Below are 20048 nucleotides of genomic sequence, written 5' to 3'. Positions count from 1 at the left end.
CCGTGGCGGGATTTCCCGGGGTATTTCTCAGGAAGCGTCGAGGGGGTGTGCCGGGTCAGTCCAGGGCGGCCGAGAGGATCCTCCCGACGACCGCGGCCGGCTCGGGTTCGAGCATCGAGTCGTGGTCGCTGTCCACCGGGTGCCGGACGATTCGGCCGGTCACGTGGTCCTGCCAGGACTCCGCGCCGGGGGCGCCGGGGGCGGTGCCGCGGGTGGCGGTGAAGAGCAGCAGGTCGCCCTGGTAGCGGCCGGGGCGGTGCGCGTCACCCAGGGTGCTGTGGGTGCGGATCACCTGGAGCAGCCGGCCCAGCTGGGTCTCGTCCAGCTCCGCGAGCGGGTTGCCGGCCTGGGCCAGCAGCCGCCGGACGGTGGCCGGGTCGAGCGGGCCGGCGTCGGGGCCGGGGATCCCGGCCCGCTCCAGCAGCTCGGCCAGCAGGGCCTGGTCGTCCGGCTCCTGGGCCGGGGCCGGCTCGCCGGAGCCGGGGAAGCCGTCCAGGTTGGCGAGCAGTTCGACCTGCTCGCCGCGGGCCTGCAACCGGACCGCCAGCTCGTGGGCGACGAGCCCTCCGAACGACCAGCCGAGAACACGATAAGGGCCCTGCGGCTGGATTTCCAGCATTCTCCCGAGATATTTTTCGGCGATTTCCCGGACGGACTCCGGAGCCTTTTCCGGCGTGCGCACGCCACCCGCCTGAAAGGCATATACGGGAATGTCCGCGTCAATTTCCGCGGCGAGCCCCAGGAAAGGCCAGCCGAGCCCGACCCCGCCGTGCACGCAGAACAGCGGTCGGCGCTCGCCGGTGGGCCGGACGGCCAGGACGGGCGCGAAGGCGTCCGCGGGCAGCCCGGGGTCGTCCGGCCCGGCCTCGTCGGCCGCGGTCTCCACCGCCACCAGGGCGAGGCCGGCCACCGTGCGGTGCGCGAAGACGTCCGCCGGGGTGATCGCCAGCCCGGCCGCGCGGGCCCGGCTGACCAGCTGGATCGACCGGAGACTGTCGCCGCCGAGCTCGAAGAAGCCGTCCTCGGCCCCGACCCGTGCCAGGCCGAGCACCTCGGCGAAGGCCCGGGCCAGCGCCAGTTCCGTCGCCCCCTCCGGCGGCCGACCGGTCGAGGCCGTACCCGCCCGGTCGGTGTCCGCGGGCGCGGGCAGCACCTTGCGGTCCACCTTCCCGTTCGGGGTGAGCGGCAGCGCGTCCAGCGGGACGAAGGCCGCCGGGATCATGTACTCGGGCAGCGCGGCCGCCACGTGGGCGCGCAGCAGGGCCGGTTCGGGCCGCTGCGGGCCGGCGGGCACCAGGTAGGCGACCAGCCGGCGCTCGCCCGGGGCGTCCTCGCGGTCGACCACGGCGGCGCGTTCCACCAGCGGATGATCGGTCAGCACGGCCTCGATCTCGCCGAGTTCGATCCGGAAGCCGCGGATCTTCACCTGGTGGTCGACCCGGCCGAGGTAGTCGACCGAGCCGTCCGGCCGCCAGCGGGCCAGGTCCCCGGTGCGGTACATCCGGGTGCCGGGCGGCCCGTACGGGTCGGCGGTGAAGCGTTCGGCGGTCAGGCCGGGCCGGTCCAGGTAGCCCCGGGCGACCCCGGCGCCCGCCAGGTACAGCTCGCCGACCACCCCGGCCGGGACCGGGCGCAGCGCGGCGTCCAGCAGCCGTGCCTGGGTGCCGGCCAGCGGGCGGCCGATCGGCGGCGGGCCGGCCTGGCCGGGCGTGAGCTCGGCGGCCAGCGACCAGATGGTGGTCTCGGTCGGGCCGTACAGGTTGGTCACCCGGGCGGCGTGGGCGGTCAGCGCCTCGGCCAGGGCCGGGCCGATCGCCTCGCCGCCGGTCAGCACGTGCAGTCCGGCGAGCGCCTGCGGGTGCTCGGCGGCCAGTGCGTGCCACAGCGTCGGGGTGGCCTGGAGGACGGTCGCCCCACTGGCCCGGATCAGTTCGGCGAGCGCGGCCGGGTCGCGCACCGTCTCCAGCGGGGCGACGACCAGCCGGGCGCCGCTGAGCAGCGGGGCCAGCAGCTCCAGGTTGGCGATGTCGAAGCCGAAGGTGGTGACCGCGAGCAGGGTCCGGCCGGGGGCCAGGCCGAGACGGCCGGCGAGGTCGAGCAGGTGGTTGACCAGCGCGCCGCGCGGCACCACGACGCCCTTGGGGCGGCCGGTGGAGCCCGAGGTGTAGATGACGTAGGCGGCGTGCTCCGGGCGGACCGGGGCGGCCAGCTCGGCGGGGCGCAGGTCGGCGGCGTCCTGCCGGTCGACCAGCTCCCGGGTGGCCGGGTCGTCCAGCAGCAGGAGCCGGCCGGCGTCCAGGTCGGGGACGGTCGCGGCCACCCCGGCCAGGGTGACGGTCAGCACCGGCCGGGCGTCCTTGGCCATCGCGCCGATCCGGTCCGCCGGGTAGGACGGGTCGATCGGCAGGTAGGCGGCACCGGACTTGAGCACCGCGAGCGCCGCCACCACCAGGTCGACGGAGCGCGGCAGGGCGATCGCCACCACCCGGTCGGGGGCCGCGCCCTGGGCGACCAGGGCCCGGGCGAGCCGGTTGGCCCGGCCGTGCAGCTCGGCGAAGTCGAGCCGCTCGCCGGCGAATTCGAGCGCCGGGGCGTCCGGACGGGCGGCGGCCGCGGCCGCCAGCAGCCCGGCCAGACCCGGCTCGGCGGTCAGCGCCGGGGTGCCTTCGCCGGCCGCCAGCAGCTGCTCCCGCTCGCCGGGCAGCAGCACCGGGGCCTCGGTGATCGGCCGGTCGGGCTGCTCGACCAGGATGCCGAGCAGGTGCACCAGGCGGTCCGCGAGCCGCTGGGCGCCGGCCGCCGTGAACAGGTCGGCGCTGTACTCCAGCCGGCCCGCCAGACCGCCGAGTTCGGCGTCCTCGGCCAGCTCGAAGGCGAGGTCGAGCCGGGCCGTGCCCAGTTCGGCCGCGCCCGCCTCGGCGGTGACGCCCGGCAGGTCGAGCCGGGCGGCGGCGTTGTTGTGCAGCGCCAGCAGGGTCTGGAAGAGCGGGTTGCGGGCCTGGGCGCGCTCGGGGTTGAGCGCGTCGACGAGCTTCTCGAACGGCAGGTCCTGGTGGGCGAAGGCGGCCAGGTCGACGGCCTTGACCCGGTCCAGCAGCTCGCGGAAGGTCGGGGCGCCGGACAGGTCGGTGCGCAGCACCAGGGTGTTGACGAAGCAGCCGACCAGGTCGTCGAGCGCGTCGTCGGTGCGGCCGGCGACCGGGGTGCCGAGCGGGATGTCCTCGCCCGCGCCGAGCCCGCCGAGCAGGGTGGCCAGTGCGGCCTGGAGCACCATGAACAGGCTCGCGCCGCTCTCCCGGGCCAGCGCGAGCGCCGCGCGGTGCGTTCCGGCCGGGACGGCGAAGCGGACGCCGCCGCCGCGGTAGCCGGTGACGGCCCGCCGGGGGGCTTCCGTCGGCAGTTGCAGCTCCTCCGGGAGCCCGGCCAACTGCTGCTTCCAGTAGTCGAGTTGCCGGGCGGCCAGGCTCTCCGGGTCGGTCTCCGTGCCGAGCAGGCCGCGCTGCCAGAGTGCGTAGTCGGCGTACTGCACCGGCAGCGGCGCCCAGGCGGGCGTGCGGCCGGCGAGCCGGGCGGCGTACGCGGTGGAGAGGTCCCGGGCCAGCGGCCCGTTGGACCAGCCGTCCCCGGCGATGTGGTGGATCACCACGACCAGCAGGTGGTCCTCGGGCCCGGCCGCGAACAGCGTGGCGCGGATCGGCGGCCGGGCCGCGAGGTCGAAGCCGATCGCGGCGAACTCGGCGGCGACGGCGTCGAGTTCATCGATGCCGGCGGCGCGCACCGGCAGTGTGACGGCGGCCTCCGCGGTGCTCAGCACCCGCTGGTACGGGTGGCCGTCGCGGTCCGGGAAGACGGTGCGCAGGCTCTCGTGCCGGTCGACCACGTCGGTCAGCGCGGCGCTCAGCGCGGCGACGTCCAGCGGGCCGCGCAGGCGCAGCGTCCACGGCAGGTGGTAGGTCGCGGACGGGCCCTCCAGCCGGTCCAGGAACCAGAGCCGCTGCTGGGCGTAGGACAGCGGCGGCCGCTCCGGCCGCTCGCCGGCGGTCAGCGCGGGGCGGACGGCGTCCCGGGTCAGCCGCCCGGCCAGCGCGGCCGCCGTGGGGGCCTCGAAGACCGCCCGCAGCGGCAGTTCGGCGCCGAGCAGGGTGCGGACCCGGCTGACCAGCCGGGTGGCCAGCAGCGAGTGCCCGCCGAGCTGGAAGAAGTCCTCGTCGACACCGACCCGGGGCAGGCCCAGCACCTCGGCGAAGGCGGCGCAGAGCACCTCCTCCTGCGGGGTGCGCGGCGCCCGCCCGCCGGTCGAGCCGAGCTCGGCCTCGGGCAGCGCCTTGCGGTCCACCTTGCCGTTGGGGGTCAGTGGCAGGGCGTCGAGCACCACCAGGGCGGACGGCACCATGTACTCGGGCAGCAGCGCGCCGGCCGCGGCCCGCACCCGGGCCGGGTCGACCGGGCCGGTGACGTAGCCGACCAGCCGGGCGTCGCCGCCACCGCCGCGGCGGACCACCACGACGGCGTCGCCGACCTGCTCGATCGAGCGCAGCACGGCCTCGACCTCGCCGGGCTCGATCCGGTGGCCGCGGATCTTGACCTGGTGGTCGACCCGCTCCAGGAACTCCAACTGGCCGTCCGGGCGCCGGATCACCCGGTCGCCGGTGCGGTACATCCGCGCGCCCGGCAGCGGGCTGAACGGGTCCGCGGTGAACACCGCGGCGGTGCGGCCGGGCTGGTCCAGGTAGCCGCGGCCGACGCCGCGCCCGCCGACGTACAGCTCGCCGGGCACACCGTCCGGCACCGGGCGCAGCGCGCCGTCCAGGACGTACAGCCCGGTCCCGCGCACGGCCCGGCCGATCGGGGCGCGCACCGAGTCCAGCTCCTGCGGGGCGGCGATCAGCGCGTGGGTGACGTCGTCCGAGCACTCGGTCGGCCCGTAGGCGTTGACCAGCGGGATCCCCGGGAAGCGGTCGAACCAGCGGCGGGCCAGGTCGGCGGGCAGCGCCTCGCCGGTGACCACCAGGTGGCGCAGGCCGGCGAGGTCGGGCAGCGCGGCGCCGGCGTCCCAGCTGTCGAGGGCGGCCCGCAGCAGTGAGGGGACCACCTCCAGGACGGTCACGCCCTCGGGGGCGACCAGGCCGAACAGGGCCTGCGGGTCGGCGGCCAGCTCGCGGCCGGTCACCCGCAGCCGCCCGCCGACGACCAGTGCGGCGAGCATCTGCCAGACCGAGATGTCGAAGGTGACCGGGGCGTTGTGGACCAGCACGGCGTGCTGGTCCAGCGCCAGGTCGGCGACCTTCGCCAGCAGGTGGTTGACCATGCCGGCCCGGTGCACCATGGCGCCCTTGGGGCGGCCGGTGGAGCCGGAGGTGAAGATGACGTACGCCAGGTCGTCGGCGGCCCCGCGCGGGGCCGCCGGGGCAGCGTCCGAGCGGCCGTCGAGGACCAGCACCGGTACGTCCAGCCCGGCCTCGGCCAGCAGTTCGGCGGCCAGTGCCCGCTCGCCGGGCCCGGCCACCAGGGCGCTCACGCCCGCCTCGGCGGCCAGCACCGCGCCGCGCGCCAGCGGCGCGGCGACGTCCAGCGGCAGCCAGGCCGCGCCCGCGCCGAGCACGCCGAGGACGGCGGTGACGAAGCCGCAGCCGGGCGGGGCGAGCACGGCGACCCGCCCGGTGGCGGCGCCGGCCTCGGTGAGGGCCCGGCTGAGCGCCCCGGCCCGGCCGGCCAGCTCGCGGTAGTCGAGTCGCTCGACGCCGTCGGAGACCGCGATCGCCTCCGGGGTGGTGCGGGCGAACTCCTGGACCCGGGCGACCACGTCGGTCCACGGGTCGGCCTCGGCCGGTTCCCGCGCGGGGGCGGCGAGTTCGGCGCGCTCGCCGGGCAGCAGCAGGTCCAGCTGCCCGAACGGGCGGTCCGGCTCGGCCTGGGCGGTGCGCAGCACGTGCCGCAGCCGCTCGGCGATCCGGGCGGCCTCCGCGGCGGTGAACTTCGCCGTGTCGTAGCCGATCTGGAGCCGCAGCCGCTCCCCGGGCAGCGCCATCAGGCTGAGCGGGTAGTGGTTGGCGTCGCCGGCCCGCAGCCCGGTCAGCCGCAGCCCGGCGGCCTCGCCGGCCAGGGCCTCCGGGTCGAGCGGGTAGTTCTCGAAGACCAGCACGCTGTCGAAGAGTTCGCCGACGCCGGCCAGGCGCTGGATGGTGTTCAGGCCGAGGTGCTGGTGCGGCAGCAGGGCGCCCTGGCGCTCCTGGAGGGCGGTCAGCAGCTCGGTGAAGCTGCGGGCCGGGTCCAGGTCGACCCGGACCGGCAGGGTGTTGATGAAGAGGCCGACCATGGCCTCCACCCCGGGCAGCTCCGGCGGGCGGCCGGAGACGGTGCCGCCGAAGACGACGTCGCGCAGCCCGGTCAGGGTGCCCAGGACGGTCGCCCAGGCGCCCTGCACCACGGTGTTCACGGTCAGGCCGCGGCTGCGGGCCCAGCCGGTGAGCGCGGCGAACTCACGCTCGTCCAGTTCGACGGCGTGCTCGCCGGGCATCCCGCGCCCGGTCGTCTCCCGCCCGGCGGCGCCGGTCAGCCGGGCCGGCTCGGTGAAGCCGGCCAGCTCGTGCGCCCAGGCGGCCTCGGCGGCCGGGCGGTCCTGGCGGGCCAGGTGGGCCAGGTAGGCCTTGTACGGGGTGACCCGTGGCAGCTGTGCGCCGCCGTCCGCGTAGCAGGCGAAGAGCTCGCGCACCACGATCGGCATCGACCAGCCGTCGAAGAGGATCTGATGAGCCGTCAGGAGGAGGCGGGAGCGCCCGCCGGACAGCCGCAGCAGGCTGAAGCGCAGCAGCGGCGGCCGGGCCAGGTCGAAGGGGCGCAGCCGGTCGCGCCGGGCCCGCTCCTCGGTCTCCTCGTCCTGCGCCTCGGCCGACAGCGGCCGCAGGTCGATCTCCTGCCAGTCCAGCGGGACGCTGCGCGGGACGACCTGTACCGGATCGCCGTTCTTGCGGTAGCGGAACGCGGCCCGCAGGTTGGGGTGGCGGTCCAGCAGGGCGGTGACGGCCGCGCGCAGCCGTCCGGCGTCCAGGTCGCCGGCCAGGTCCAGCACCAACTGCACGGTGTAGACGTCCAGTTCCTCGCGGTGGTAGCCCGCGTGGAACATCAGCCCCTCCTGTAGCGGGGCCACCGGCAGGATGTCGCTCAGATTGGAGCGCCGCCCGGTGCGCCGCTCGGCCGTGGTCACAGCTCGTCCCCCCAGTCGTCCAGGTCGTTCATGTCGTCCATCTCGTCCGCGAAGTCGTCGATCTCGTCCTGGCTGAGTGCCACCAGGTCGAGGTCGGACGGGGTGTAGCCGCCGGCGCCCGGCGCCCTGGTGTGCTGCACCAGGGCCCGCAGTGCGCGGAACCAGCCCTCGGCCAGCTCCTCGGCGTCGGCCTGCGGCAGGGCCAGGCCCGCCCAGGTCCAGCGGGCGCTCAGCCGCGGGCCGGCCGGGCCGTCCTCGGTGACCGCGTTGACGTCCAGGACGTGCGGCAGCGGCATCCCCGGGTCGGCCCCGGCAGCGAGCGCGGCGGCCTCCTCGGTCAGTGACCAGTCCTCGCCGGTCGGCGCGGGCAGTCGGCCCAGGTAGTTGAAGCCGAGCTCCGGCCGGGCGGCGCCGGCCAGTCGTGCGGCGCCCTCCTCGTCGAGGTGGCGCAGCAGGCCCCAGCCGAGCCCGTGCCCGGGCACCATCCGCAGGTGCTCCTTGACCAGCTTGAGGCTGTGGCCGGCGGACGGACCCCCGGCCAGCGCCTCGTCCAGGTCCACCGGGCCCGGGTCCAGCCGCAGCGGGTAGGCGGTGGTGAACCAGCCGACGGTGCGGGACAGGTCCACGCCCGGCGCGAACTCCTCCCGGCCGTGGCCCTCCAGTTCGACCAGGGCGGGCTCGGCCGGTCGCCCGGTGCGCCGCCGCCAGTCGGCCACGGCCAGCGCGAGGCCGGTCAGCAGCACGTCGTTCACCTCGGCGTGGAAGGCGCTGGTGACCTCGGTGAGCAGGGCCGCGGTGGTGTCCTCGTCCAGCGTGCGGTGCAGGGTGCGGGCGGTGGCGACGGTGTCCACGGCCGGGTCGGCGGGCCGGGTGCCCAGCGGGCCGCCGGGGGCCTGCGACTCCTGCCGCCACCAGTCCAGTTGGGCCCGGACGCCGGGCGTGCCCGCCGTCCTGGCCAGCAGGCCGGACCAGTGCCGCAGCGAGGTGCCGACGGGCTCCGGCCGGACCGGCTCGCCGGCCGTGATGCCCTCGTGGGCGCGGGCCAGGTCGGGCAGCAGCACCCGCCAGGAGACGCCGTCCACCACCAGGTGGTGCAGGGTCAGCAGCAGTTCGCCGCGCCGCCCGGCGCCGCCGTCGCGCCAGACCGCCTGGACCATGACGCCCTCGCGCGGGGCCAGCCGCTCGCGGGCCTCGACGGCGGTGCGCGGCCAGTCCGCGGCCCGGTCGTCCAGGACCCGCAGCAGCGGGCCGGCCGCCACCGTGCCGGGCGGGGTGATCCGCAGCGACCAGTCCTCCTGGAGTCGCATCCGCAGGCCGTCGTGGTGGTCCAACAGCGCCTGGAGGGCCGCGGTCAGCGACTCCCGGGTGGCGCCGGCCGGGGTGCGGACCAGGACCGCCTGGTGGAAGCCGTCCACCGGGCCGCCGAGTTCGCGCAGCCAGTGCCCGATCGGCAGCTGGCCCAGCTCGCCGACGCCGTCCTCGGTGCCGACCACGGCGACCGCGGACTCCCCCTCGCCCGCCCGGGCCGCCACCGCGAGCGCGGCCGGGGTCCGGTGGGTGAAGACGTCCTGTGCGGTGACCACCAGGCCTGCCGCGCGAGCCCGGCTGACCAGCTGGATCGAGATGATGCTGTCGCCGCCGAGGTCGAAGAAGCCGTCGTCGGCGCCGACCTCGGCCAGGCCCAGCACCTCGGCGAAGATCGCGCAGAACGCGGCCTCCCGCTCGGTGGCCGGGGCCCGCCCGGTGGAGGCGGCGGCGAAGTCCGGCGCGGGCAGCGCCCGGCGGTCCAGCTTGCCGTTGCCGGTCAGCGGCAGGGTGTCCAGCGGGACGAACGCGGAGGGCACCAGGTAGTCGGGCAGTTCCGCCGCCAGGGCCGCGCGCAGCGCGCCGACCGGGAGGTCGGCCGGGGTCACGTAGGCGACCAGCCGGCGCTCGCCCGGGCGGTCCTCGCGGACCACCGCGGCGGCCTGCTCGACGCCGTCCAGGGCCAGCAGCGCGGTCTCGATCTCGCCGAGCTCGATCCGGAAGCCGCGCAGCTTGACCTGCTCGTCGGCCCGGCCGACGTAGTCCAGCTGGCCGTCGGCGGTCCACTTCACCAGGTCGCCGGTGCGGTACATGCGCCCTCCTTGCCCGCCATCGGGCAGGAGGGGCCCACGTTCGCGCCAGCCGTACGGGTCGGCGAGGAAGCGCTGCGCGGTCAGCTCCGGCCGGTGCAGGTAGCCGAGCGCCACCCCGGCGCCGGCCACGTACAGCTCGCCGACGACGCCCGGCGGGACCGGCCGCAGCGCCTCGTCCAGCACGTACACCCGGGTGCCGGCCAGCGGCAGGCCGATCGGCGGCTTGACCGCGCCGGCCAGCGGATCGCTGACGGTGGCGCAGACCGTGGTCTCGGTCGGGCCGTACGCGTTGAGCATCCGCCGGCCGCGCGACCAGCGCTCGACCAGCTCGGGCGGGCAGGCCTCGCCGGCCGTGATCAGGGTCAGCCCCTCGGGCATCGGCAGCCGGGCCGGCCAGGCGGAGAGCACCGTCGGCGGGATGCAGAGCACCTCGATCCCGGCCTCGGCGACCAGCTCGGCCAGCGGCTCGCCGGGCGCCCGGTCGGCCTCGGCGGCCAGCACCAGGACGGCGCCGCACAGCAGCGCGGTGAGCAGCTCCCAGGCGGCGGCGTCGAAGCTGAACGAGGCGAACTGAAGCACCCGGGTGCCCGGCCCGACGCCGAACCGGCCGTGCTCGGCGGCCAGCGCGGCCACCGACCGGTGCGGCACCAGCACGCCCTTGGGGCGGCCGGTGGAGCCGGAGGTGTAGATCACGTAGGCCGGGTGGCCCGGCTCCAGCGGGGCGAGGCGGTCGGCGTCGGCCGGGTCGTGGGCCGGGCAGCGGCCGATCGCGGCGGCCGTGCCGGGGTCGTCCAGCAGCAGCACCGGGCCGGCGCCGGCCGGCAGCCGGTCGGCCACCGAGCCGTGGCTGAGCACCACCAGCGGGTCGGCGTCCTCCAGCAGGTAGGCGATCCGCTCGCGCGGGTACGCCGGGTCGACCGGCAGGTAGGCCGCGCCGGACTTCAGGACCGCGAGCACCGCGACGACCGCGTCGACCGTGCGCGGCAGCGCCAGGGCGACGATCCGTCCGGGGCCCGCGCCCAGGGCGATCAGGTGGTGGGCGAGCCGGTTGGCGCGCTCGTTCAGCTCGCCGTAGCCGACGTCGAAGCGCACCTCGCCGCCCTCGAACCAGCGCAGCGCGGGTCGTTCCGGCGCCCGCCGGGCCTGCGCCTCGAACAGCGCCGGCAGCGGTTCGGTCCCGGCGGTGGTGGGGGTGCCGGCCCCGCTCCAGCTGCCGAGCAGCCGCTCGCGCTCCGCGGGCAGCAAGGCGTCCAGGCCGCTCAGCGGCCGGTCGGGCGCGGCCGCCAGCTCGCCGATCAGGTGGACCAGGCGCTCCGCGAGGCCGCGGGCGGTCCGCTCGGTGAACAGGTCGGTGCTGTACTCGAGGGTGCCGGTGATGCCGTCCGGTGCGCCCCCGGCGGTGTGCCGTTCGGCCAGCTCGAAGGCCAGGTCGAACTTGGCGGTGCCGGTGCCGACCGGGGTCACCTCGGCGCTCAGGCCGGGCAGGTCGAGCTCGGCGGCGGCGTTGTTCTGGAAGGCGAGCATCACCTGGAAGAGCGGCTGGCGGGCCAGCGAGCGACCGGTGCCGAGCCGGTCGACCAGCTTCTCGAACGGCACGTCCTGGTGGGCCAGGGCGGCCAGCACGGTCTCCCGGGCCCGGCCGACCAGGGTGCGGAAGGTCGGGTCGCCGCCGAGGTCGGTGCGCAGCACCAGGGTGTTGACGAAGAAGCCGACCAGGCCGTCCAGGGCCTGCGCGGTGCGCCCGGCCACCGGGGTGCCGAGCGGGATGTCCTGGCCGGCGCCGAGCTTGCCCAGCAGGGTGGCGAGGGCGGCCTGCACCACCATGAACAGGCTCGCGCCGCTCTCCCGGGCGAGGTCGGCGAGCACCCGGTGGGTGTCCGCGTCCAGGTGCAGCGGCACGGTCGCGCCCCGGTAGCCGGGCACGGCCGGGCGGGGGAAGTCGACCGGCAGCGCCAGCTCCTCCGGCAGGTCGGCCAACTGGCGGGTCCAGTAGTCGAGCTGGCGGGAGACCAGGCTCTCCGGGTCGCTCTCGGCGCCGAGCAGCCGGCGCTGCCAGAGCGTGTAGTCGGCGTACTGGACTGGCAGTTCGGCCCAGCCCGGGGCCCGGCGGGCCAGCCGGGCCCGGTACGCGGTCTGCAGGTCGTCGACCAGCGGGCGCACCGACCAGCCGTCGGCGGCGATGTGGTGCTGGACCAGCAGCAGCACGTGCTCCTCGACGCCGGTCTCGAACAGCACGGCGCGCAGCGGCAGTTCGGCGGCCAGGTCGAAGGGGGCGGCGGCCCGGGCGGCCAGTTCGGCGGCCAGCTCGTCGGCGGGCCGCCCGGTGAACGGCAGCACCGGCAGCTCCGGGCTGGCCTGGTCGACCGGCAGCACCCGCTGGTGCGGCCGCCCGTCCACCGCCGGGAAGACGGTGCGCAGGCTCTCGTGCCGGGCGACCACGTCGGCCAGCGCCTCGGCCAGCGCGGGCCGGTCCAGCGGGCCGGTCAGCCGGACGGCGTGCGAGAGGTGGTAGACGGCGCCGGCGCCGTCCAGCTGGGAGAGGAACCAGAGCCGCTGCTGCCCGGGGGAGAGCGGTACCGGCTCCGGCCGCGGGCCGGCGACCAGCGCCTCCCGGGCCGGCGCGGCGCCGTCCAGGGCGCGGGCCAGGGTGAGCGGGGTGGGCGCGTCGAACAGGGTGCGGATCGCCACCTCGACGCCCAGCCGGGCGCGCAGCCGGGAGATCACCCGGCCGGCCAGCAGCGAGTGCCCGCCGAGCGCGAAGAAGTCGTCGTCGATGCCGACCTCGTCGACCTCCAGCACCTCGGCGAAGACCGCGCACAGCGCCGCCTCGCGCTCGGTGCGCGGGGCCCGGCGCTCGCCGCGCAGCGCGGCGAAGTCCGGGGCGGGCAGCGCCTTGCGGTCCACCTTGCCGTTGGGGGTCAGCGGCAGCGCCGCCAGCGGGACCAGGGCGGCCGGGACCATGTAGTCGGGCAGCATCCGGGCGAGCTCGGCGCGGACCTCGGCCGGGTCGACGCCACCGGTCAGGTGGCCGACCAGCCGGGCGCCGCCGGACGGGTCCTGCGCCACCGTCACCACGGCGTCGACCACCCCGGGGACGGCGCGCAGCGCGGCCTCGACCTCGCCGGGCTCGATCCGGTGGCCGCGGATCTTGACCTGGTGGTCGACCCGCTCCAGGAACTCCAGCTGGCCGTCCGGCCGGTGCACCACCCGGTCGCCGGTGCGGTACATCCGGGCGCCGGGCTCCGCCGCGTACGGGTCGGGCAGGAAGACGGCGGCGGTGCGCCGCGGGTCGTCGAGGTAGCCGCGGCCGACGCCACGCCCGCCGACGTACAGCTCGCCGGGCCGGCCGGCCGGGACGGGCTGCAACGAGTCGCCGAGGACGTACAGCCGGGTGTCGCGGACCGGGCGGCCGATCGGGGCGCGCACCGAGTCCAGGTCGGCGGTGGAGCCGATCAGCGCGTGGGTGACGTCGTCCGAGCACTCGGTCGGGCCGAAGGCGTTGACCAGTGGGATGCCGGGCCGCAGGGCGAACCAGCGGCGGGCCAGGTCGGCGGGCAGCGCCTCGCCGGTGACCACCAGGCGCCGCAGCGCGGGCAGTTCGGGCGCCTCGGTGCCGGACTCCCAGGCGTCCAGCGCGGCGCGCAGCAGCGAGGGGACCACCTCCAGGACGGTCACGCCCTCGGCGGCGGCCAGCGCGAACAGGCCGGTCGGGTCGGTGGCCTGCTCGCGGGTGACCACGCGCAGCCGCCCGCCGGCCAGCAGCGGGCTGAGCATCTGCCAGACCGAGATGTCGAAGGTGACCGGGGCGTTGTGCACCACGGTGTCGGCCTCGGACAGCTCCAGGTCCTCGTGCTTGGCGAGCAGGTGGTTGACCATGCCGTCGCGGTGCACCATGGCGCCCTTGGGGCGGCCGGTGGAGCCCGAGGTGTAGATCACGTACGCGAGGTCGGCGGGGCCGCCGGCGGCCGGGAACGGCTCCTCGTCGCGGGCGCCGTCCAGCCGGACCACGGCCGGGACGGCCGGGAGCGCGGCCAGCAGCTCCGCGGCGTACGCCTGCTCGCCGGGGCCGGCCACCAGGACGGCCGCGTCGGCGGCCTCGACCAGGGCGGCGCCGCGGGCGGTCGGGGCGTGCACGTCCAGCGGCAGCCAGGCGGCGCCGGCGCCGAGCACCCCGAGGACGGCGGTGACGAAGCCGGCGCCGGGGGCGGCGGCGATCGCCACCAGCCGGTCGGGGCCGGCGCCGGCGTCGACCAGCCGGCGGGAGAGCGCGCTGCTGCGCGCGACCAGTTCGGCGTAGTCGAGCCGTTCGGTGTCGTCCTGGACGGCGACGGCGTCCGGCCGGGCGAGGGCCAGCGCGCGGATCCGGGGCAGCACGTCGGTGAAGGCGGCGTCCTGCTCGCCGAAGGTGTTCCACTCGACCAGGACGCGCTCGCGCTCGGCCGCCGGCAGCGCGGTGATCCGGCCGACCGGCAGCTCGGTGGAGACGGTCGCGAACTCGGCGAGGTAGCCGAGCAGCGCGTCGCGGTAGAGGTCCAGCCGCTCCTGCGGGTAGCGGTCGGCGTCGCCGTCCACGCGCAGCACGCAGCCGTCCTCGGCGCTGTCCAGGAACAGGATCTGGAGGTCCGGGACGGGGCCGGTGGACAGGTTGTGCACCCGCACCCGGCAGTCGCTGAGGCGGAACCCGGCGCCGGTCTGGAGCACGTTGACGGCCGGGCCGAAGGTGCGGCCGGCGTCGCCGGTCAGACCGAGCTCGCGGCGGATCTCCTCGTGCCGGTGGCGCTGGTGGCGCAGCGCGCCGCGCAGCCCGGCGGTGACCTGCTCCAGCAGGCCGCCGCGGCCGAGCGCGGGGTGGGCGTCGACGGGCAGCGGCAGGAAGTTGGCCCGCATGCCGGGGACGGCCTGGGCGAGCGGGGTGGTCCGGGCGGCGACCGGCAGGGTCAGCACCACCCGGTCGGTGCCGGCGAGTTGGGCCAGGCAGCCGGCGGTGGCGCCGATCAGCAGGGTCTGCCAGGTGACCCGCTCGGCCCAGGCGGCGTCCTGGAGCCGGGTGACGGTCTCGGCGGGGATCAGCCCGGTGCTGCGCCGGGTGGCGCGGGCCGGGGCGCCGAGGTGGGCGGACAGCACGGTCGGCTCGAGGCCGTCGGCCAGTCGCTCGGCCCAGTACGCGCGGTCGCGCCGGTGCGCCTCGGACTCCAGGTAGTCCTGCTCGTCGGCGAGGAGCTCGGCCAGCGCGGGACCGGCGGTGGCGGCGTCGGTGGCGTCGGCAGGGGCGGCGTCCGGCGCCTCGTACTCCTCGGCCAGCCGCTGGTACACCAGGGAGCGGCTGTAGCCGTCCATCACGATGTGGTTGGCGCGCAGGTGGAGCCAGGCGTGCTCGGGGCCGAGCTGGAGGAAGGTGGCGCTGAGCGCGTCGGGGCCGAGTGTGGAGGGGCGCTGCTCCTCCGCTGCCAGAAACGTTTCAGCAGCCGCGAGCGGGTCCGGCTCCGCGGTCAGGTCGAGGACCGGGACCGGCCGCTCGCGCGGGGGCTCCACGATCTGCACCGGCCGGCCGTCCCGCTCGGCGAAGCGGACCCGCAGGCTCTCGGTGCGCGCGAGCACCCGCTGCCAGGCGGCCAGCAGCCGGTCGCGGTCCAGCGGACCGGTCAGCTCCAGGTAGTCCGCCATGGTGAACACCGGGTTGCCCGGGTCGAGTTGCTGTGCGAACCACATCTCGCGCTGGGCGGCGGAGAGTGGCAGTTCGGAATAGTTTTCATGACGCATCGTCATCTGACCCCCGTGGCAATGGCGGTGGGCGGCGCGGGCTGGTCCAGGGCGTCGAGGGCGTCGGCGCCGTAGATGTCGCGCACCCAGGCGCTCTGGTAGATGGTGTCGAGGTAGCGGTCGCCCAGGTCGGGCGAGACGGCGGCCGCGACGACGTCCTCGCCGGGGCGGTGCCGGGCCAGCCAGGACGCGGCGCCGCTCACCACCGTCCCGGTGGAGCCGCCGAACAGGAAGCCGCCGCGGGCGAGCCGGTGGCAGGTGCGGACGGTGTCGATCTCGGCCACGTGCACGACGTCGTCCACGTAGGACTCGTCGAGCAGGGCCGGCCGGACGCCGGCGCCGAGGCCGGGGATCATCCGCGGGGCGGACTCGCCGCCGAAGGTGACGGAGCCGACGCTGTCCACCGCGACGACGAGGGTGGACGGGCGGTGCTCCTTGAAGTAGCGCGCGCAGCCCATCAGCGTCCCGGTGGTCCCGGCGCCGACGAACAGCACTTCCAGGTCCGGGAACTGACGGTGGATCGACGGCGCGGTGGTGCGGTAGTGGGCGCGCCAGTTGTCGGGGTTGGCGTGCTGGTTCAGCCAGACGTGGCGCGGGTCGGAGGCGCACAACTCGCGGACGTAGTCGAGCCGGGCGCCCAGGAAGCCGCCGCCCGGCGTCGGCTCGGTGACCATGTGAACCTGGCCGCCCAGTGTTTCGATGAGCTGCCGGGTGGAAAGATTGGTGCGTGGGTCGACCACGCAGATGAACCGGTAACCCCGGACGGACGCGATCATGCTCAGGGCCATCCCGAGGTTGCCCGAGGAGGACTCCACCAGGATCGAGTCGCGGCGCAGCCGCCCGGAGCGCTCGGCCGCGTCGACCATGCTCAGGGCCGCCTTGAGCTTGACCGAGCCGGCGAAGTTGAAGCCCTCGCACTTGAGATACAGCGGGTATCCGAACATCGTCCGCAGGTCGACGAAGAGCTCGTCCTCGTTGAACTCCTGCGGGGTGCTGATGATGGGCACAGGCCCGTCCCCCTTCGGCTTCGCGTGACGGGACGTCAGTCCCAGATGATGTCGTCGCGGTGCGCCTTGCCGTGGCCGGCGCCCTGCGCGGCGGAGAGGTCGGCACCGGCCGCGGCGACGGAGGTCGTGGGGGTGGCGGCGGTGGCGGTGGTCGACACGGTCAGGGCCAGGCCGGCGGCCACCAGGCCCAGCACGGCGGCGGTGCGGCCGGCGGCCTCCAGACCGAACGCGGCGACGGTGCGACCGGCGAAAATGTTGATGCTGCGCATGAGAAACCCCCGGGTTCCAAAGTCGCCGCGGTCCGCAATAAGGCGGCGGCGAAACGACTGAACGGATGAGTACCAGTCAGGGTTCAATGTGTGCGGAGATTGTCCGGTGAACCCCGTGCTCGAATCCTGCGGAAGGCGGCTCCCTCAGCCCCTTCCGACAACACCAGTCTGTCTCGCACAGGCGTTCCGTGCCATGGCATCGACTGTCAGGGTCCTGCGATGGCAACACCCTGCAAACCGGCCGACCCGTACGTCACTCCCCCAACAATGGCAGCCGGTCGTCGCTGAATTCGGCGGCCAGCCGCCAACCCCGCAGATCAGGGCTCTGCCGGAGACAGCGCCGGGTGATCCGCCGGGCAGCGGAATCAAACTCTCCGGATTCCATCGGGCCGAGGAAGAAGACCAGATCCGCGCCGAGCGGGTCGATCTCGACGTAGACGTGCTCCAAGCCCTCGTCCGGTTCCGCCGCCTGCCGGATCAATTCGGCGAGTTTGTCGGGCGTGACCGGATTCGGCCCGACAACCCCCCGGACCAGACGGCCGACGGTGATATACATGGCAAATCCTCTCGTGGGGAAACCGCACGCCACGCCGTAAGGCGGGCTTAACGCGATCGACAGGCACCCCTGGGCCGCATGTCGTAGCATGCCCGAGATCCGGCAAGTGACGTGTCGGCATCAGGAGTTTGGGGTTATTCGGGGGGCAGGCGGTGCTGTCAGTGTTAGGACTGGATCCCGACGCCGAGGCCGTGTACCGGACGGTGCTCATCCATCCGGAGCTCGGGATCGCGGGCGTGGCGCAGGAACTCTCATGGCCGGAACAGCGGGTCCGGGACGCCTTGGACGCCCTGGCGAGGCTCACCCTGATCCGGCACTCGGAGCTGGAACCCGGGCACCTGCTCCTGGTGAACCCGGAGGTCAGCCTGGCCATGCTGATCGGTCGGCAGGAGGCCGAACTCGCCGAACGGCAACGGCAGATCGCGTACAGCCGGCAGGAGGCGGCCAAGCTCATCGCGCAGTACGCGGAGCACCGGAAGGGCGAACGCGGGCTCGGCGTCGAGCAGTTGGAAGGGGTCGACCAGATCCGGCTCCGGCTGGAGGAGCTCTCGCACTCGTGCACCTCCGAGATCATGGGCTTCGCGACCGGGGGCGGGCAGTCCCCGGCGGCCCGGAAGGCGAGCCAGGCCGCGGACCGCGCAGTCTTCGAACGCGGCGTGCAGATGCGCAGCGTCTATCTGGAGAGCGCCGCCAACGACGGCGGGACCATCGCGCATCTGGAGTGGCTGGTGGAGATGGGCGGCCGGGTGCGGATCGCCCCGTCGCTGCCGATGCGGCTGGTGATCTTCGACCGCAAGGCCGCGGTGGTGCCCACCGACCCGGACGACAGCAGCGTGGGGGCGCTGGTGCTGAGCGGGCCCGGCCTGGTCTCGGCGCTCTGCGCGCTCTTCGAGCACGTCTGGGAGAGCGCCACCCCGTTCGGGGCGGAGACGGCGGGTGGTCGGGAGGGGCTGAACTCGCAGGCCAGAGCGGTGCTCAGCCTGCTCGCCCAGGGCCACACCGACGAGGTGGTGGCCCGCAAGCTCGGCGTCTCCGTCCGCACCTCGCGCCGGATCACCGCCGAGCTGATGTCCTGGCTCGGCGGCCGCAGTCGCTTCCAGGCCGGCGTGATCGCCGGTGAGCGCGGACTGCTGAGGGGCGGCGCGGCGGAGCCGGGCGAGGGCTGAGCGCCCGGCCCGGGCCGCACGACGCGGGGCCGGCCGGTACGGGCGGAGCGTGCCGCGCCCCGCCCGTACCGGACCGTCCCGGGCTCCATCAGCGCACCACCGCCGTGCGGTAGACGCGCAGGTTCACCGGGACCAGCACGGCGAGCAGGGCCGCCACCACCAGCACCGCGAGCAGCACCGGGTGCTGGTCGGGCAGGCTGTCGCCGGTCACCGTCGGGGCGTTGCCCCACAGCTCGCGGCAGGCGCCGGCCACCAGGCTCACCGGGTTCCACTCGGCCACCGCCCGCAGCCAGGCGGGCAGCCCGGTGAGCGGCATGAACGAGTTGGACAGGAACGACAGGACGACCAGGAACAGCGCCGAAATCCCGTTGATCGCCTCGGCGTTGCTCATCAGCATGCCGAACAGCGCGCCCAGCCAGAGCATCGCGTAGGCGAAGGCGAGGACCAGCACGAAGCCCAGCGCGGCGGACCCCAGGTCGTGGTGGATCCGCCAGCCGACGCCGAGGCCGGCCAGGGTGACCGCGAACACCGCGGTCGCGGCGGTCACCAGGTCGGCCGCGGTGTGGCTGACCAGCACGGTGGAGCGGCCCATCGGCAGCGAACGGAACCGGTCGATCAGGCCGGTCCGCAGGTCGGCGGCGACGCCCAGCGCGGCCACGCCGACACAGGTCAGACCGACCTGGGCGAACACCCCGGCCATCACGTAGTCGTGGTACTCGCCCGAGCCGGTGACGGTCACCACGCTGGCGAACAGGTAGCCGAGCACGACCACCATGGTCACCGGGGTCAGGGTGACCGCGATGATCTTCTCGGGGGTGCGCCGCAGGTGCCGCAGGTGCCGGCCGATCAGCGCGGCGGTGTCGCCGAAGGCCGTCCCGATGCCGGCGGCGGCACCGGCGTTGCTGGTGCTCACTGGTCGTCCCCCGCTCCACCGGCGGCCGCCGCGACCGGCACCCGCTCCTCGTCCCGGTCCTGCCCCGGCTGTTCCTGCGCGGCCCCGCCCTGCTCCGGGGCCCGGCCGACCTGGGCGCCACGCCCGGTCAGGTGGAAGAAGACGTCGTCCAGCGACGGGCGGCGCAGCGCGAAGTCCGTCACCGGCAGCCCGGCGCGCTCCAGGGCGACGGCCGCGGCGGCGATCGTCCCGATGCCGTCCGCGAGTTGGACCGAGATCCGCCGCCCGGCGCGGTCCACCTCGGGCTTGGCGGCGGCCACCGGGGTGAGCAGCGCGACGGCCTCGGGCAGCGCCGCCTCGGTGGCGACGCCCACTTCCAGCCACTCCTCGCCGACCTTGCGCTTGAGCTCGTCCGGGGTGCCCTCGGCGATCACCCGGCCGGTGTCGATCACCAGGATCCGGTCGGCCAGGAAGTCGGCCTCCTCCAGGTACTGGGTGGTCAGCAGCACCGTCACCCCCTGGGCGACCTGCTCGCGGACCATCTCCCAGAGCACCAGCCGGCTGGCCGGATCCAGGCCGGTGGTCGGCTCGTCCAGGAACAGCACGTCGGGCCGGCCGATCAGCGCGGCGGCCAGGTCGAGGCGGCGGCGCATCCCGCCGGAGTACGTCTGGGCGGGCTTGCCGGCGGCGTCCTCCAGCTCGAACCGGGCGAGCAGTTCGGACGCCCGCTCGCGGGCGCCCTTGCGGCCCAGGTGCAGCAGCCGGCCGAGGAGTTCGAGGTTCTCGCGGCCGGTGAGCAGGCTGTCCACGGCGGCGTACTGGCCGGCCAGGCCGATCCGGCGGCGCACCTGGCGCTGCTGGCGGACCACGTCGAAGCCGGCCACCTCGGCCCGCCCCTGGTCCGGCTCCAGCAGGGTCGCGAGCAGCCGGACGGTGGTGGTCTTGCCCGCGCCGTTCGGCCCGAGCAGGCCGAGCACGGTGCCGGCCCTCACCTCCAGGTCGACGCCTCTCAGCGCGTGGTGATCGCCGTATCTCTTGCCGAGTCCGGCCGCCCGAATGGCGATGTCCATCAGTCCC

At 75.5% G+C, this 20048-nt stretch carries 8 protein-coding genes; 1 reads left to right on the top strand and 7 read right to left on the bottom strand.

The window, feature by feature from the left end:
- Positions 1 to 55: 55 nt before the first annotated feature.
- The 5 genes from ABTY15_RS05805 to ABTY15_RS05785 form a co-directional block, all read right to left on the bottom strand.
- Positions 56 to 7204, bottom strand: coding sequence for a non-ribosomal peptide synthetase (locus tag ABTY15_RS05805; protein WP_350576632.1), 7149 nt, complete (start codon positions 7202 to 7204; stop codon positions 56 to 58).
- Positions 7201 to 15087: a non-ribosomal peptide synthetase gene (locus tag ABTY15_RS05800; protein WP_350576629.1), complete on the bottom strand. Its 7887-nt coding sequence runs from the start codon at positions 15085 to 15087 to the stop codon at positions 7201 to 7203. Before ABTY15_RS05800 ends, ABTY15_RS05805 begins: the two co-directional genes overlap by 4 nt.
- Positions 15084 to 16088 carry a 2,3-diaminopropionate biosynthesis protein SbnA gene (sbnA, locus tag ABTY15_RS05795; RefSeq protein ID WP_350576627.1) on the bottom strand — a complete coding sequence of 335 codons (1005 nt, stop codon included), beginning with the start codon at positions 16086 to 16088 and terminating at the stop codon, positions 15084 to 15086. Before sbnA ends, ABTY15_RS05800 begins: the two co-directional genes overlap by 4 nt.
- A gap of 35 nt (positions 16089 to 16123) precedes the next feature.
- On the bottom strand, positions 16124 to 16357 hold the full coding sequence (locus tag ABTY15_RS05790) for a hypothetical protein (RefSeq protein ID WP_350576619.1): 234 nt from the start codon (positions 16355 to 16357) through the stop codon (positions 16124 to 16126).
- 253 nt (positions 16358 to 16610) lie between these two features.
- Complete coding sequence (locus tag ABTY15_RS05785; protein ID WP_350576616.1) at positions 16611 to 16913, bottom strand: hypothetical protein; 303 nt, start codon at positions 16911 to 16913, stop codon at positions 16611 to 16613.
- A gap of 161 nt (positions 16914 to 17074) precedes the next feature.
- Between ABTY15_RS05785 and ABTY15_RS05780 the strand changes: the two genes are divergently transcribed.
- The gene (locus tag ABTY15_RS05780) at positions 17075 to 18079 is read left to right on the top strand and encodes a LuxR family transcriptional regulator (RefSeq protein ID WP_350576613.1); all 1005 of its coding nucleotides are present in this window, start codon (positions 17075 to 17077) and stop codon (positions 18077 to 18079) included.
- 88 nt (positions 18080 to 18167) lie between these two features.
- Here ABTY15_RS05780 and ABTY15_RS05775 read toward each other — a convergent pair whose 3' ends face one another.
- Together ABTY15_RS05775 and ABTY15_RS05770 are read right to left on the bottom strand one after the other, a co-directional pair.
- Entirely contained in the window at positions 18168 to 18992 is an 825-nt protein-coding gene (locus ABTY15_RS05775; RefSeq protein ID WP_350576610.1) for an ABC transporter permease, read from the bottom strand.
- On the bottom strand, positions 18989 to 20041 hold the full coding sequence (locus ABTY15_RS05770) for an ATP-binding cassette domain-containing protein (RefSeq protein WP_350576607.1): 1053 nt from the start codon (positions 20039 to 20041) through the stop codon (positions 18989 to 18991). Before ABTY15_RS05770 ends, ABTY15_RS05775 begins: the two co-directional genes overlap by 4 nt.
- Positions 20042 to 20048: the final 7 nt, after the last annotated feature.

The sequence above is a fragment of the Kitasatospora sp. NPDC097643 genome (genome assembly GCF_040302625.1).
In the GTDB taxonomy this organism is placed as follows: Bacteria; Actinomycetota; Actinomycetes; order Streptomycetales; family Streptomycetaceae; genus Kitasatospora.
Note: the sequence above shows the minus strand (reverse complement) of the source record. Positions and strands in the feature narration are given on the sequence as shown.